Below are 14,669 nucleotides of genomic sequence, written 5' to 3'. Positions count from 1 at the left end.
GGTGAGGCCAGCCTGCTTGGTAACGGCGGGGTCGGGGGGGCCGGCGGGACGGGAGTTGGCACCGACGTTTACCCCGTCGCCGGCGGTGCCGGCGGGAACGGCGGACGGGGCGGCCTGCTGTGGGGCGACGGCGGTGCCGGTGGCGTGGGCGGGGATAGCGGCAACTCAAACGCAGGTGCCGGCGGGACCGGCGGCACCGCCGTGCTGATCGGCGATGGCGGCAACGGCGGTAACGGCGGGACCGGCCCGACGCCCGGCACGGGCGGTCTAGGCGGCTCCGCAGGCGTGCTGGGCGTACCCGGAATCAACGGTTTGCCGTAGCCAGCCTGCCGCACATTGGTTGCGATACGACCGCGCGATCATGCGGCTGCACGCTGTGCGACATGACTCGGGCCGTCGAGGTCGTCGGCTCTACACTCGCCGCGACCCTTGCTGTGGCAGAAGAGAATTGGGGCGGCAGCGACGGCGTGCCGGCGAGGGGCGAACTGGTGCCCGCAGCGGCATTAGCAACATGCGATCAGATCATGCCCATCGATTGCAGCACGCCAAGCCAGTCCCGGCACGGCATGGTGAAACTGGTTGCGGTGCAAGTAACGCCATGATTGCAGTGAAAGATCACGTCGTCGAGCGCGCGACGCCCACCCGCGCACTGCCGCGATCTTGATTGCGTCACAAACTAACTCGGCATCCAGGTGCTCGAGGTCGGGCTGGCAAGCAACTTTGGAGAAAACAGGTCCAAGACGGTAGCCACATTAAGCCCGGGCTAGGACCGGCCTAAACAGGCCTAAGACAACCTAGGACGGGCCCAAGACAGAAAAGTCGCCACTTCCCGACAGTGCCGCTTGCACCTGCTCGCGGGTGAGTTCCACCTCGGCCGAAATCCGCACTGTCGACGGGCCGTCGGCATCCAGATCGACGGCGACGGAAGTGACGGGCGCCAGGGACCTCAGCGCGCTGGTGACGGTGTCGACGCACCCCGCACAGCGCAGTCCGTCGACGGAGAATGTCTGCTCGGCCATCATTGACTCCCAAAGTTGCGTAACCGCAGGCTGTTTGACACCACGAAGAACGACGAGAACGCCATGGCCGCACCGGCGATCAGCGGATTGAGCAGGCCGGCGGCGGCGATCGGGATCGCAGCGACGTTGTAGCCGAACGCCCAGATCATGTTCATCCGGATGGTCCGCAAGGTGGCGCGCGCCAGATCCAGTGCCTGCGGGACGATGTGCAGATCGTCGCGAACCAGGATGATGTCGGCCGCACCGATCGCGACGTCGGTGCCACGCCCGATCGCCAGCCCCAGGTCGGCACCCGCCAGGGCCGGACCGTCGTTGATACCGTCGCCGACCATGGCGACCGCATGTCCCTGGTCGCGGAGGCGCTGGATCACGCTGACCTTGCCCTCGGGCAGCACGTCGGCGATGGCGGTGTCGACGCCGACCCGGGCGGCGACCGCGTCGGCCACGGCCCGATTGTCGCCGGTGAGCAGCATGGTCCGCAGCCCTCGGCTGCGTAGTGCGCGGACCGCGTCGGCTGCCGACTCCTTGACCGTGTCGGCGATCGTGATGGCGGCGCAGGCCACGCCGTCCACAGACACGAAAACTATTGTCTCGCCGCGTGACTCGCCTTCGCGACGGGCAACGTCCAACGCGACGTCGGACGGTGTGTCGCGGGTGATCCAGGAGGGTTTGCCGACTTCGACGCGGTGGCCGTGGACAATTCCCGACACGCCGCATCCGGCGACCGCGGCGAACTCGGCGACCGCAGCCGGTGCCGGCGACGCCGCGACGATGGCGGTCGCCACGGCATGCTCGGAGGCCGCTTCCACGGCGGCGGCGAGCGCCAGGACCTGTGCGGAATCCCGCCCGCCGGCCGTCGTCACCGTGCTGACCCGCAACTGGCCGACGGTCAAGGTGCCGGTCTTGTCGAACACCACGGTGTCGATGCCGTGGATGGTTTCCAGCGCCCGGTAACCCTTGATGAAAATTCCCAGCTGCGCACCCCGCCCCGACGCCACCATCATTGCCGTCGGGGTAGCCAGCCCGAGCGCACACGGGCAGGCGATCACCAGCACCCCGAGCGTCACCGAGAATGCGCGGTCCGCACCGGCGCCGCTGAGGAGCCAGCACCCACCGGCCACCACTGCGATGGCAAAGACGACCGGCACGAACACCGCCGAGATCCGGTCGGCCAGGCGCTGGGCGCCGGCCTTCTGCGCCTGCGCTTCCTCGACGAGGCGAACCATCGCGGCGAACTGGGTGTCGGCGCCCACGGCGGTGGCCTCGATGACCAGGCGGCCGTCCAGCACGACGGTGCCGCCCAGGACCGGGGAGTCCGGGGCCGCCCGGACCGGCTTGGCCTCGCCGGTCATCGCGCTCATGTCGATCGCCGCGGTGCCGTCGACGACGACCCCGTCGGCGGCGATGGTCTCGCCGGGACGGGTCACGAAGCGCTGCTGCCTTTTGAGTTCGCTGGCCGGGATCACCAGTTCGGCCCCGTCGGGCAGCAGCACCGTCACATCCTTGGCGCCCAGCGCAGCCAGCGCGCGCAACGCGCTACCGGCCTTGGATTTAGCGCGGGCCTCGAAGTACCGGCCGGTCAGGACGAAGACCGTGACTCCCGCGGCGACCTCGAGATAGATGGAGTCGCTGTTGAGGATCGCCTGCCAGATTCCGCTGCTTTCCCGGGGGTGCTTGTCGACGAAGGCGGTCGACAGCGACCAGACGGTGGCCGCGGTGATGCCCACCGAGATAAGCGTTTCCATCGAGGCGGTCCGGTGGCGCGCGTTCCGCAGCGCCACCGAGTGGAATGGCCAGGCGGCCCACGTCACGATCGGGGCGGCGAGCCCGGTCAAGACGTATCCCCAGCCGGGGAACCTGGTGTTGGGTACGAGCGCGAACATGGTCGACAGGTCGGCCAGCGGCACGAAGAGCACCGCCGCGACCAGGAGCCGCCGCAGGAGGTTGCGGGCGTGCTCGGCGTCGGGATCCCGTTCGTCGGTGGCCGACTCCGTATGGGGCACCGCGTGGTATCCGGCCTTCTCGACCACCTCGCACAGCTCATCGGCGGCCAGGTCGACGGCGTCGATCGTCGCGACCCGGGTGGCGAAGTTGACCGATGCCCGCACCCCGGGAACCTTGTTCAGCTTCGTTTCGACGCGGCTCGCGCAGGCAGCGCAGGACATTCCGGCAATATCGAGCTGGATATAGGTCGGCGACGGCCGCACGGAGCCGAGGTCGGAGTCCCCCACAACTGGAGCCGCCACGGCCCTCCTCGGATCGGCTCGGATTGGTGTAAATGCTCTTGTCAGCCTACAAGTCGGACACCGGCCGCAATCGGTTCCCGCTACCGGGAATGGTCGCTGACCAGTGCGTAAAGCCGCCACCGGCCCGGCACACCTTTGCGTTCGTGGTCACCGCTCGGCGAAGCTGTGCTTGGAGCCGGTGACAATGTCGCGCACCGTCGAGGACACCAGCGCCTCACTGGGTTCGGCGAGCGCCCCGATCACCTGGTAGGCGATGTCGAGGCCGCCGCCCTTGGCCTAGCGAGTCCGGGGCACCTGGGACACGGCTACCCGGTGACGATCGGGACGAGATAGCGGGCGGCGTAGTCGCGGACGGCCGCGTCGTCGGAGGTGTCGAGGCGGTCGGTGGGGAACATGATGATGCCGACGGCGACCCGCAGCAGGATGTCGGCGATGTTGGCAAGGTCGGCGTCGGGGATGGCGGCGCCGCAGCGCCGCAGGGTGCGGGCGATCCCGTCGGCGAATTGGCCGATCGGGAACACATGCGACCGGGAGAACATGCCGAACAGTTCGGGTTCGCTCTCGGCGATGCGCGCATACAGCGGCGAGTCTTTGATAAGTCGCACCCCGAGGGTGAACGCCTCGATCACCGCCTGTTGCGGATCGAGGCCGTCGGTGGCGTTGTCGAGCGTGGTGAAGAACAGTTCGGCTTCGCGGCGCATGACGCGTTCGAAGAGCGTGTCCTTGGTGGGGAAGCGTCGATAGATGGTGCTGCGGCTCACTCCGGCGCGCGCCGCCACATCCTCGATATTGGCCCGACGCAGGCCGTAGGTTTCGAACACCGTGCGGGCCGTGTCCAGAATGGTTCGGTCCAGGCTGGTGATCGACTCGGCCCTGTCGGTGCTGGTTTCGGCGCCCATTCTGGACTGCATGATAGTTCTGCCCTGCCGTCGAGATTGCCGACGTCCACCTAGCCGGCTATTTTGATGCAAAGAAACAGAATTGTGTCACTGCCTCGTCAGGTTGGAGTTCGTCCCGCACCAGACGGTCCGGTACGGCACCGGTTACCTCCGCAAAGGGTTCCCGGGTCCACGCAAGGTTCCCGGCCCGATCTGGAAGGTCCTGTCCGCGCCACTGAACGCCTACGCGCGGCTGGTCATCGTGGGGACGTTGCCGCCGCAACTGCGCGACGTCTGCGACCTGGACTGGGATGCCAGGAAGGAGAAGCGATTCCAGCGATTCGCGGCGGTGGTGCGAGCGGTGAATCCTCTGATCAACCGGCTACCGCTGAGGTTGATCTATGCGCCGTGGGCCGCCGACGCGTGGGGCCGTTGCGGCGTCGACTCGCGCAAGCTGCACAACCGCCGCAGGACAGGGTAGAACGCCGCAGACGGGAGCCCCTTGCACCGCGATGGCGGCCGTGCGCCAAGATTGCCAAGATAGGCAAGATAGTGAAAACGCAATCAGGGGATCCCGTCGAATGAATCTGGCAGCTCGGACGGTGATGGAGGCCTTTGAACAGGCCGGCACCAGACTGGCCAACCCGGCGCGCCTATCGGATCCCGACAAACTGCGCAGCGCCGTCTCCGGCAAGACCGTGTTGGTGACCGGCGCGTCCTACGGTATCGGCGAGGCCACCGCCCGCAAGCTGGCCGCGGCCGGAGCGACCGTGCTGATCGTGGCCCGATCGGCCGAGAGGCTCGACGACGTTGCGGCGGCCATCAACGCCGGCGGCGGCGCAGCGATCGCCTATCCGGCCGACCTCGGCGACGAGGCCGCCGTCAGCGTGCTGACCAAGCACATCAACGAGAACCACGGGCCGCTGGACATCGTGGTGAGCAACGCGGGCAAGTCGCTGCGCCGGTCGCTGCACGACCAGTACGACCGGCCCCACGACTTTCAGCGCACCATCGACATCAATTACCTGGGACCCATCTGGCTCCTGTTGGGACTGCTGCCGGCTATGCGTGAGGCCGGTCGCGGGCACATCGTCAACGTCTCCAGCGTCGGGGTACGCGTGGTGCCCGGCCCGCAATGGGGTGCCTATCAGGCATCCAAGGGCGCTTTCGATCGCTGGCTGCGCAGCGTTTCACCGGAGTTGCACGTCGACGGTGTGGATGTGACGTCGGTTTACTTTGCGCTGGTGCGCACCCGGATGATCGAGCCCACACCCATCCTGGGGCGACTTCCCGGCCTGTATCCCGGTGAGGCCGCCGATGCCATCGCGAAGGCGATCGTCGAGCGTCCCCGAACCATCGAGCCACCCTGGCTGTGGCCCGCCGAGATTGCCTCGGTGTTGCTGGCCGGACCGGCCGAACGGGCCGCAGGGTTGTGGCACCGGCGGTTCTTCGCCGGCTCGGTCCGGACAGAAAGGTGACGATGGTCGGCAGCGTGGTCGGCACGGCGGCTCGGGCGGTGTTGTTTTCGGGACTGCTCGGTCCGCCGGCCCCGGTTGCGCTGTTGCGCCTGGTCCGCGAGCTGTATCGGGGTGGCCTGAATCTGTACACCCTGCTCGCCGTCGCCGCGGCGCGATGGCCTGACCGGACCGCGATCATCGACGACGACGGCGCGCTGAGTTACCGCGAACTGCAGTCGATGACCGAATCGATTGCCCACGAGCTCTCGGATGCCGGCGCCGGGGCCGGGCAGGCGGTGGGCGTGATGTGCCGCAACGGACGTAGCTTCGTTACGGCGGTGTTCGCCGCGAGCCTGGTCGGCGCCGATGTGGTGTTGGTGAACACCGAATTCCGCAGCACTGCGCTGGCGGCCGCGCTGAGTGCCCACCAAATCCGAATAATCCTGTGCGACAAGGAATTCATCGACCAAATCTCCGAAACCGGGCATTCGGCAACGGTAATCGATCCGCAGACGGTCACCACCATGCGCGGTGGTGCGCGGCCCGAGGTTGTCGCGTCGGGCCGGATCATCCTGTTGACTTCGGGTACGACGGGCGTGCCCAAGGGGGTGCCGCGCACCCCCAAGGTGAGCTCGGGGCTGGGCGTCGGGGTGACGATTCTCGAGCGCACCCGGCTGCGCGTCGGCTCGCGGATGGCCTTGGCCACGCCCATGTTTCACGGGCTGGGCTTCGGCGTGCTGACCCTGACCATCGGCCTGGGCGGCACGGTGCTGACCCGGCGGCGCTTCGATGCCGAAGCCACGCTGGCTCAAGCGTCGCTGCATCGGGCCGACGCGTTGAGCGCGGTCCCGGTCATGCTGGCGCGCATCCTGGATCTGCCTCAGCGGGTACGGGCTCGAAACCCGGTTCCGTGCCTGCGAGTGGTGATCTCCAGCGGGGACCGGCTCGATCCCGGCCTGGCGCGACGGTTCATGGATACCTACGGCGACATCCTCTACAACCTTTACGGCTCCACCGAGGTCGGCATCGGATCCTTGGCCACCCCGGCCGAGTTGCGGGCTGCCCCGGAGACGGTGGGCAGGCCCGTCGCGGGTTGCCCGGTCCGCATCTTCGACCGAAACGGCCGCCCGGTCGGGCCGCGGGTCACCGGGCGCATTTTCGTCGGCGGTGAACTGAAATCCGACGGCTATACCGGTGGCGGCGCCAAAGCCGTCATCGACGGCATGTCCAGCACCGGCGACATGGGCTACCTCGACGAGTCGGGCCGGCTGTACATCGTCGGGCGGGAAGACGACATGATCGTCTCGGGCGGGGAAAACGTCTATCCGCGTGCCCTGGAAAATGCGCTCGCCCAACACCCCGACATCGCCGAGAACGCGGTCGTCGGTGTTCCCGACGACCGGTTCGGCAATCGGTTGGCCGCGTTCATCGTTGCCCGGCCGGATCGCGAGCTCGACCCGGAGGAGATACGGGAGTTCGTGAAGGGCAAGGTTTCTCGATTCGAGCAGCCCAAAGACATTCACGTCGTCGACCGCATCCCGCGCAATACGACCGGCAAGGTGCTGCGCAAGGAACTGACGACCCTCGCCGGCCCTGAAACTCAGTCCTGATCGTCGTCTTGCGCGACGCCGATGGTGTTGGCCAACCACTTCGGCGCGAGCACCGAGACCACGGTGGCCCCGGCGGTAGCGCCGAACACACCCGTCCAGGCGACCGGGCCCAGCGGTGTGCATCCGAAAAAGTGGCTGACAACCGGGGTTTGGATGATGCCCACCAAGACGGCCGCGCTGCCCAGCGCGGTCGCCACGACGAGCGGGCTGTGCCGTCGGGCCAGTAGGGTCTGTGCCAGCTGGGTGGTCACCAGGGCGGTCAATCCCATTGTCGCGGTGCGGCGTTCGGTTCCCGGTGTCCAGCGGCCGATGGCCCAGGCCGCCGTCGCGCCGGCGGCCGTGACCGCGCCGCGGGTGACGATCTGGCGCATCAGCGGCGCGTCGAGGGAGGGCGTCGGGCCGGTCAGCACCGCCCGCCGATGGGCGCGATGGGCCTCTTCGGCCTCTTCCGCGGACTCGTATTCGGCCTCGTCGGGTTCGGCGTGTTGCGACGTGACGGCGACGGCAAGGGCCGGGAACATGTCGGTGAGCAGGTTGACCAGCAGCAGTTGGCGCGTGCCCACCGGCGCGCGGCCGGCTCCGAACGCGGTCCCGATGATGGTGAACAGCACCTCGCCGACGTTGCCGCCGACCAGGATGGTGACCGCGTCGCGTACCCCTGCCCACATGCTGCGGCCTTCGACCAGCGCGTCGAGCAGCACGCTGAGGTCGTCGTCGGTCAAGACGATGTCGGCCGCACCACGGGCGGCCGACGAACCGCGACCGCTCACCCCGATACCCACGTCGGCCATCCGGATGGCGGCGGCGTCGTTGGCGCCGTCGCCGACCATCGCGGTCACCCGTCCGCAGCGCTGCAGGGCGGCCACGATCTGTACCTTTTGTTCCGGGCTGACCCGGGCGAATACCTGCACATCCGCGGCGACTTTGGCGCAACCGTCCTCGTCGAGGTTGGCCAGTTCGGCTCCGGTCACCACCCGCACGTCCGGCGGCAGGCCCAGTTGGCGGGCGATCGCCCGGGCGGTGACCGGATGGTCGCCGGTGATCAGCACCACGTGGCGCTCGGCGTCCAGCAGTGCTTCGATCAACGGCCGAGCCGAGGGGCGCGCGGTGTCGGCCAGGCCGACATAGCCCAGCAGTTCCAGATCGTGGGCCGCCGCGTCCACGGCGTCGGCGCCGGTGTCGTCGTCGTCGGTGTCGTGCTCCCACGGGCGCCGGGCTACTGCAAGCACCCGCAAACCCTGCTCGGCGAGACTGTGCACCAGCGACTCGGCATGCTCGAGATCGGCCTGTTCCTTTGAAGGGTCGGCGAACCGGCAGCGCGGCAAAATCGTCTCCGGGGCGCCCTTGAGCATGAGCACCGGCTCGACATCCGCGGCCGTCCTGCCGATGGCGGCCGCATAGCCGCGACTGGACTCGAACGGCACCTCGGCCAGCAAATTCCATTCCGAATCACCTTGGCCATCAAGGGAATTCGCTGCAACCAGGATCGCCTCATCGGTGGCGTGGGCGTGTCCTTGCCCGCCGTGTGGCTGGGTGGACGCGCGCGCGGCAGCCCTCAGCACCGCCGCCGAGTGCGGGTCCGCGGCGTCGGGGAACGGCTGGTTCGGGGTGGCCGAACCCGGGATGGCGCACACCACCCGCAGCCGGTTCTCGGTCAGGGTGCCGGTCTTGTCGAAGCAGATGGTGTCGACCCGGCCCAGCGCTTCGATGGTGCGCGGCGCGCGCACCAGCGCGCCGCGCGCGGTCAGTCGTTGCGCGGCGGCCAGCTGTGAGAGGGTGGCGACCAATGGCAGGCCCTCGGGGACGGCGGCGACCGCGATCGCGACGCCGTCGGCGACCGCCTGACGCAGTGAAGCCCGCCGCAGCAGCGCCAAGCCGGTCACCGCGGCACCGCCGGCGAGCGTCATCGGAAGAACCTTGCTGGTCAGCTCCCGCAGCCGGGCCTGCACCCCGGCCGAGGTCTCGACGTCGGCGACAGCCGAGATGGCGCGGTGCGCGGCGGTGCCGACGCCGGTGGCCACGACGATGGCCCGAGCGCGCCCGGCCACGATGGCGCTGCCCTCGAACAGCATGCTGGCCCGGTCGTCGTCGTTGACGGCGACGGGATCCACCTGCTTTCCCACCGGCAATGACTCCCCGGTGAGCAGGGATTCGTCGACTTCGAGGTCCTCGGCGACCAAAACGCGGGCGTCCGCCGGTACCACCTCGGGTGCGGCCAGGTCGATGACATCGCCGGGACGCAGCGACTTCGCCGACACCGTGACGGTCCGGGTCGCGGTGCGGGCCGCCTCCAGCCGGCGCCGGGTCGTCGCGACCGCCGGGACCACGACGCGGCGCACCAATTGGTCCTGCTCGGCGAACAGTTCGGCAGCCGCGGCCTCGGCCCGCAATCGCTGTGCCCCGCCGGTGATCGCGTTGATGGTCATGACGCCCGCGACCAGCAGCGCGTCGACGTTGCTGCCGACGATCGCCGAGGCCGCCGCGCCGACGGCCAGGATCGGCGTCAGCGGATCGGCGAGCTCGTGCCGGGTGGCGGCAGCCAGCTTCACCACGTTCCTGGCCGGTGTGCGCAGCGGTGCCAGCACCGGGCTGTAGGACAGGTCGTCCAGCCGGCGCCGCCATTCCGGGGTTCCAGGCTCGGCCGCCAACGGCCGGGATCCGCCGGCCAGGCGGGCATAGACGATTTCGGGGTCCAGGGCGTGCCAGGCGGTCAACGGTTGCGGGGTGGGATCGGGCAGCCGCAGCACCTTGCCGGCCGAGAAGGCACCCGACACCAAAGCGGTTGCGGCAGCGGCATTGACGGGGTTGAACCAGCGCCGCAACGAAAGCGGATTGGTGGTCCGGCCCGGGTCACCGGTGACCAGCAGCAGCCCGGCCAGGGTGGTGCCGCCCTGAGCCAGGCGCACCGCGGATTCACTGGCCGCCCGCGCCACCGGCAACGCCGACAGGATTCGCACCGCCGCGGCGAGATCGGTGCCGGTGATGATGTCCGCCGTCCACGGCGTGGCCGCGCGGGGATCGTCGAGGGCCACCCCGACGTCGGCAATGGCCAGCGCGGCCAACGTATCGGTGGAAGCGAAATCCCGGTGCAATGCGGTGATCAGCAGCACCGGGCCACGATCTGAGCGCAGTTCGCGCACCAACCTGAGCAGCGGCGTACCGGGCGGATGTGTCGCACCGACGCTGGCGGCCAGATCCTCGGTGCCGGCGACATGACGCAAGACCACGCGCGCTCCGGTTCGGTGCGCGGTCTGCAGCAACGCGATCGCGTAGGGGTCGACCTCCCATCCGACGTCGACGCTGCCCACGGACTCGCCGTCGACAAGCAGGTCGGCACGTTCGAGGCCCTGCGCCGGAGCCGCCGACGGCCCTTGCGCCCGAACCCATTTCAACCGTGCGCCGGTCGCGGGCAGTTCGTCGGGGTCAGGCTCGGGTGCCTCCTCGCCGTGCAGCAGCGCGTCGGCCACCTCGTAGACGCGGTCGTCATCCCAGCCGGGCTCGTCGCCGCGCGCCCGCAAGACGGCACGATGATCACCGCGCAGCGCAGCGCCGTCGATGACAACCACTTTCACCCGATCGAGGCGCCGCAGCGCACCCGGGTCGAGGATCAGTTGCCCGGAGTTCGCCAGGCCGCGACCCAGGATCGCGGCGAACGCCTGCCGGCCCAGGTGGGCCGCCTTCGGCACTCCGGCCAGGATCGCCTCGCCGGCCTCGGCGGGTCCGCCGCCGGCCAGTAGCGCGCCCACCGCGGCGATCGCCGAGCCGTTGGCGGCTTGGTCCACGTAGGTTTCGACCGGCCCGGCCATCGAGCCCTTGGCGGTGTCGATCGCGGCATCGATCGCGCCGTCGACGACGATGTGCGAGGCGTCGCCGGCGGCCGTGGCGGCCCAGTTGTGCCGGGGCGCGTGCGAATCGGGACCCGCCGACGAGATGACCGGGACCACCGGCGCCTGGGGCCGGCCGGGTGAGGCGAGTTCGGGCTCGCGGGCACGCCATCGTTGCCGATGCGCCGCCGCCTCGGACAGCTGCAGGCCACGCTGGGCCAGGTTGAGCAGCGGGGTGCCGACCGATTGGCTCAACCCGGACGCCACGGCTGTCGAAGCGCTCAGCGCAAGGTCGGTGCCGACCCGGCCCAGCCGCGACTCCAGCACCGCCACCACGCGCGGCTGGTTGTTCAGCAGCGCGGCCGCCGCGCGCGCGCTTCGCGGCGCGACGGGAAGGCGGGTGAACCAACCGGTCACCGACGCCCCGAGGGCTACCACGTCCATGGCCGCCGCGGTCAGCGGCACCAGAATGGCCAACGGGTTACCCGGGTCGGCGAAGGGCGCGGTGCGAGGTGCCGACACCGTGGAGGTGAGGTCCGCGGCGACGGCACACACCGTTTCGCGCACCTGGTCCACGACGGCGTCGCTGTCGGCATCGGGTGAGAGTTCGAATACCAAGCGGCCCAAGGCGCCTTCCACGTGTGCCTTGTCGATTCCGGGAATCCGGCGAACCGGTTCCTCGAGCACCGCGGCGTGCTCGTGCCATCGGGGAAAGGGCAGCAACGGATCCAGGTCCAGGTGTACTCGCCGACCGCTGTGCCAACGCATCGGCGGCGCAAGGTGGCCGGCCCCTTCGGTAACGGAATTCGTCATGCCGAGCGCATGTCCGGTTGACTGAGCCGCCGCCTCCACCACCGGAACGATCAGCTCCAGCATCGGGCTGGCCAGCATCTCCACCGCGCCCACAGCGCCGGCCACACCACTCACCCCGGCCCGCAACGCCTGGGCGGCCCCTCCGGTGATCCCGCCGACGACGTCGGCCACACCCGGAATCTTCATTCCGTCACCTCTCAATGCCTACCGCGGCCTACCGTGCCTAGCCGGGGCCTACCGCGCCCTAATACTCGCGGCATGGCGAGGACCTGTCCACACGGCGTGCGGTAGGCCCGGCTACCGAGTTAACGGCAAACCGAAGGAGCTAAACAGACTCGGATCGAGAAAGACGGTAGTCGCAGCGATCCCGGTGGCACCCAGGGTCAGGATATGCACGGAATGAGCCCGCATCACGTCATCTTCACCGCGACGGTACTCCGCGGCCGCAGGTTGCCCGTTGGCGGCCGTCAGGACCATGGAGATGTCGCCGGCTCTGGTGAAAGCCCGCGCGGCAAGAAAGCGCAGCACGGCGTCTCGGCCGGTGAACCACACGGGCACCGGCGGCATTTCGAGCTTGACGTCGGCTTGCAACAGCTCGGTGAGAGCGGCCATGTCGGCGTTCTCGAACGCCGCGCAGTAGCGATCGAGCAATTCGCGGCGCCCGGCGTCCTCGGGCTCGGCGGCGGCACTCGGCGCGTTGCCGCGCCGGCAGCTCCTGCAGGGCCGTCATCACGGCCAGCCGGACACTGTGTTTGGCGGCGACGGCGGCCTCGGGTGTCGGGGATGTCAGGGATGTCAAGGCGTCGGGAATGTCAGGGATGTCAAGGCGTCGGGAATCGGCTCCAGCCACTGAGTGCTGCCATCGAAGGCCGCGCCGTCCAGATTGGTGTACGGATCGGCTGAGTGGTCACCCAGCCCGGCCGGCAGCACCCGGCGCGCGCGGCTCTACAGGGCACGCAAGCACGCGTTCGTTGCGATCCGGTACAGCCAGGTCCGCAGTGCCGCGAGTTCCTCGGAGGCGTCGAACCCGCGCCAGGCCTTCAGGTACGTCTCCTGGACAAGGTCTTCGGCGTCGTGAACCGAACCGAGCATGCGATAGCAGTGCGCGATCAGTTCGGCCCGAAAGGGCGCCGCGCGTTCCTCGATGAAGTCGTGCACCGGCACCTGGTTGCTCCTCTGAATGGGCGCGGTGTGAGCGTGCCGCTATGTCCTTATAGATCGCGTCGTCCATATAGATACATCCGGCGGCAACAATCATCGGCCCGATCTCGACAGCGATGAATTCGGTCGTCGCGGCGCATCTCTATTGGTGTCTATTGGTGCGGAATTGATGCGCACCTCAAGAGCGAAAGCGAGTACGGCCATGAACCAGCCCATGTCAACCCAGGTCGACGGTCTCGTCGGCACGACGGCCGTCGTGACCGGGGCCAGTCGGTGACCGATCTGGGCGCCGAAGCGGTGGCGGCCTACGCGGGGTGGCAGGGCCTCGACGTCGACACCTTCGTGCGGTCGTCGGGGCCCGTGCTGGCCGAAGCGCAGGTCGGGCGATCCGTGCTGTAGATCGCCGGCGGTCTGCGGCGGGACTGTGATGCGTACTTGCTTACGGCGGCGGGCCTTTCGCCGCTGCGCTGACTGAAGAGATCGACTGGGATATAGGAAGGCGGAGATGGCAATGCAAACACCCCCGATCGTGTCGGCCGAGGAATGGCAGGCCGCACACCGGCAACTGCTGGTCAAGGAAAAGGAGCTGACCCGAGCTCGAGATGCGTTGGCCGCGATGCGCCGTCGCATGCCGTGGCTGCTGGTGGACAAGGACTACCGGTTCGACGGGCCCGAGGGCACGACGAAACTGCTGGGCCTGTTCGACGGCCGCCGCCAGCTGATCGTCTACCGTGCCTTCTTCGAGCCCGGCGTGCACGGCTGGCCCGACCATGCCTGCCGCGGCTGCTCGATGATCGCCGACCACATCGGCCATCTCGCCCACCTCAACGCCCGCGATACCACGCTGGTGTTCGCCTCGCGTGCGCCGCAGCCCGATATCGAGCGCCTCAAGGCCCGGATGGGCTGGCAGATGCCGTGGTACACCATCACCGACGGCTTCGGAGATTTTCAGGCTTGACTTCGGCGTCGACCAATGGCATGGCACCAACGCCTTCATTCATGACGGCAACCGGGTGTTCCGCACGTACTTCATCAACAATCGCGGCGACGAGGCGCTGGGCACTACGTGGAGCTTCCTCGACATGACGGCGCTCGGGCGTCAGGAGGAGTGGGAGGACTCCCCGGCAGACTATCCGCAGTCCGCCCCGTATGAGTGGTGGAACTGGCATGACGAATACGGCCGGCACGAGCCGTCGCGCTGGTTCGGTGAGCCGGACCCCGACGATCCCAACGACATAAGGCCGCCGCGCAACAGCTGAGTCAACCGGTAGCCGCCGAACGGGCTCGGACAGTCGGGACGGCGAAATTCGCCGCTACAGAATGCGGTGGTTCGCCCGGCCAACGTGATAGCCGGTGGGGAATGACTTCTCGATGACCTGCAGCCGATGGTCGACCCTGGACTCGAGTTCGAGAACCACGCAGCCATCACCGACGGCCTTCGATTCGAGAACTATGTACCTTTGACCACCACCGTTGATATCGGTGATCGGGTCACCAGAGTGCAAATTTTCGACGGCCACCAATTCAGGGGTTCCGTGTGCCTCCACGCAACACACAGTAAGCCAATTCAGTTCACCAGGGAACACCCCGGCAAGCATCACGAAAAGTGCCCGCGAAACGCCCTCGGTGCATCACTTAAGAATGCCCGCGAAATGGTTGAT

General features: G+C 68.5%; 11 protein-coding genes and 4 pseudogenes. 7 read left to right on the top strand and 8 right to left on the bottom strand.

The window, feature by feature from the left end:
• A pseudogene (locus AWC07_RS02660) lies at positions 1-321 on the top strand (PE family protein); the annotation flags it as partial.
• A 62-nt stretch (positions 322-383) separates the two neighbouring features.
• Positions 384-602, top strand: a complete 219-nt coding sequence (locus AWC07_RS26500) for a hypothetical protein (protein WP_139829500.1) — start codon at positions 384-386, stop codon at positions 600-602.
• Positions 603-794: 192 nt separating this feature from the next.
• On the opposite strand, the gene AWC07_RS02655 is transcribed toward AWC07_RS26500, so the two are convergent.
• The 4 genes and pseudogenes from AWC07_RS02655 to AWC07_RS02645 all read right to left on the bottom strand — a co-directional run bounded on the left by AWC07_RS02655 (position 795) and on the right by AWC07_RS02645 (position 4,176).
• On the bottom strand, positions 795-1,019 hold the full coding sequence (locus AWC07_RS02655) for a heavy-metal-associated domain-containing protein (protein WP_036413315.1): 225 nt from the start codon (positions 1,017-1,019) through the stop codon (positions 795-797).
• The gene (locus tag AWC07_RS02650; protein WP_036413313.1) at positions 1,019-3,265 is read right to left on the bottom strand and encodes a heavy metal translocating P-type ATPase; all 2,247 of its coding nucleotides are present in this window, start codon (positions 3,263-3,265) and stop codon (positions 1,019-1,021) included. Before AWC07_RS02650 ends, AWC07_RS02655 begins: the two co-directional genes overlap by 1 nt.
• Positions 3,266-3,345: 80 nt before the next feature.
• Positions 3,346-3,499: pseudogene (locus AWC07_RS26495) on the bottom strand (adenylate/guanylate cyclase domain-containing protein); the annotation flags it as partial.
• 71 nt (positions 3,500-3,570) lie between these two features.
• Positions 3,571-4,176 carry a TetR/AcrR family transcriptional regulator gene (locus AWC07_RS02645; protein WP_036413311.1) on the bottom strand — a complete coding sequence of 202 codons (606 nt, stop codon included), beginning with the start codon at positions 4,174-4,176 and terminating at the stop codon, positions 3,571-3,573.
• A 97-nt stretch (positions 4,177-4,273) separates the two neighbouring features.
• On the opposite strand from AWC07_RS02645, the pseudogene AWC07_RS02640 reads away from it, so the two are divergent.
• The 3 genes and pseudogenes from AWC07_RS02640 to AWC07_RS02630 form a co-directional block, all read left to right on the top strand.
• A pseudogene (locus AWC07_RS02640) lies at positions 4,274-4,624 on the top strand (oxygenase MpaB family protein); the annotation flags it as partial.
• A gap of 100 nt (positions 4,625-4,724) precedes the next feature.
• On the top strand, positions 4,725-5,621 hold the full coding sequence (locus AWC07_RS02635) for an SDR family NAD(P)-dependent oxidoreductase (RefSeq protein ID WP_036419863.1): 897 nt from the start codon (positions 4,725-4,727) through the stop codon (positions 5,619-5,621).
• 2 nt (positions 5,622-5,623) lie between these two features.
• Complete coding sequence (locus AWC07_RS02630; RefSeq protein ID WP_036419861.1) at positions 5,624-7,210, top strand: AMP-binding protein; 1,587 nt, start codon at positions 5,624-5,626, stop codon at positions 7,208-7,210.
• On the opposite strand, the gene AWC07_RS02625 is transcribed toward AWC07_RS02630, so the two are convergent.
• The 3 genes from AWC07_RS02625 to AWC07_RS28365 all read right to left on the bottom strand — a co-directional run bounded on the left by AWC07_RS02625 (position 7,201) and on the right by AWC07_RS28365 (position 13,011).
• Positions 7,201-12,033: a cation-translocating P-type ATPase gene (locus AWC07_RS02625; RefSeq protein WP_085104941.1), complete on the bottom strand. Its 4,833-nt coding sequence runs from the start codon at positions 12,031-12,033 to the stop codon at positions 7,201-7,203. The genes AWC07_RS02630 and AWC07_RS02625 overlap by 10 nt on opposite strands.
• Positions 12,034-12,144: 111 nt before the next feature.
• Positions 12,145-12,498, bottom strand: a complete 354-nt coding sequence (locus AWC07_RS02620) for a nuclear transport factor 2 family protein (protein ID WP_139829498.1) — start codon at positions 12,496-12,498, stop codon at positions 12,145-12,147.
• A gap of 294 nt (positions 12,499-12,792) precedes the next feature.
• Complete coding sequence (locus AWC07_RS28365) at positions 12,793-13,011, bottom strand: sigma factor (RefSeq protein WP_036415150.1); 219 nt, start codon at positions 13,009-13,011, stop codon at positions 12,793-12,795.
• A 270-nt stretch (positions 13,012-13,281) separates the two neighbouring features.
• Between AWC07_RS28365 and AWC07_RS29240 the strand changes: the two genes are divergently transcribed.
• Both AWC07_RS29240 and AWC07_RS02610 read left to right on the top strand, forming a co-directional pair.
• Complete coding sequence (locus AWC07_RS29240) at positions 13,282-13,407, top strand: hypothetical protein (RefSeq protein ID WP_279628851.1); 126 nt, start codon at positions 13,282-13,284, stop codon at positions 13,405-13,407.
• Positions 13,408-13,519: 112 nt separating this feature from the next.
• Positions 13,520-14,267 (top strand): annotated as a pseudogene (locus tag AWC07_RS02610) (DUF899 domain-containing protein).
• 54 nt (positions 14,268-14,321) lie between these two features.
• On the opposite strand, the gene AWC07_RS02605 reads toward AWC07_RS02610, so the two are convergent.
• On the bottom strand, positions 14,322-14,555 hold the full coding sequence (locus tag AWC07_RS02605) for a hypothetical protein (protein ID WP_036415147.1): 234 nt from the start codon (positions 14,553-14,555) through the stop codon (positions 14,322-14,324).
• Positions 14,556-14,669: the final 114 nt, after the last annotated feature.

The sequence above is a fragment of the Mycobacterium gastri genome (genome assembly GCF_002102175.1).
GTDB classification, from domain to species: Bacteria; Actinomycetota; Actinomycetes; order Mycobacteriales; family Mycobacteriaceae; genus Mycobacterium; species Mycobacterium gastri.
The sequence above is the reverse complement of the archived record's forward strand: the minus strand, read 5'-3'. Positions and strand labels throughout refer to the sequence as shown.

Coding starts and splice junctions, on each gene's coding strand:
- AWC07_RS26500 (WP_139829500.1), top strand. CDS start 384: ATGACTCGGGCCGTCGAGGTCGTCGGCTCTACACTCGCCGCGACCCTT.
- AWC07_RS02655 (WP_036413315.1), bottom strand. CDS start 1,019: ATGGCCGAGCAGACATTCTCCGTCGACGGACTGCGCTGTGCGGGGTGC.
- AWC07_RS02645 (WP_036413311.1), bottom strand. CDS start 4,176: ATGCAGTCCAGAATGGGCGCCGAAACCAGCACCGACAGGGCCGAGTCG.
- AWC07_RS02635 (WP_036419863.1), top strand. CDS start 4,725: ATGAATCTGGCAGCTCGGACGGTGATGGAGGCCTTTGAACAGGCCGGC.
- AWC07_RS02630 (WP_036419861.1), top strand. CDS start 5,624: ATGGTCGGCAGCGTGGTCGGCACGGCGGCTCGGGCGGTGTTGTTTTCG.
- AWC07_RS02625 (WP_085104941.1), bottom strand. CDS start 12,033: ATGAAGATTCCGGGTGTGGCCGACGTCGTCGGCGGGATCACCGGAGGG.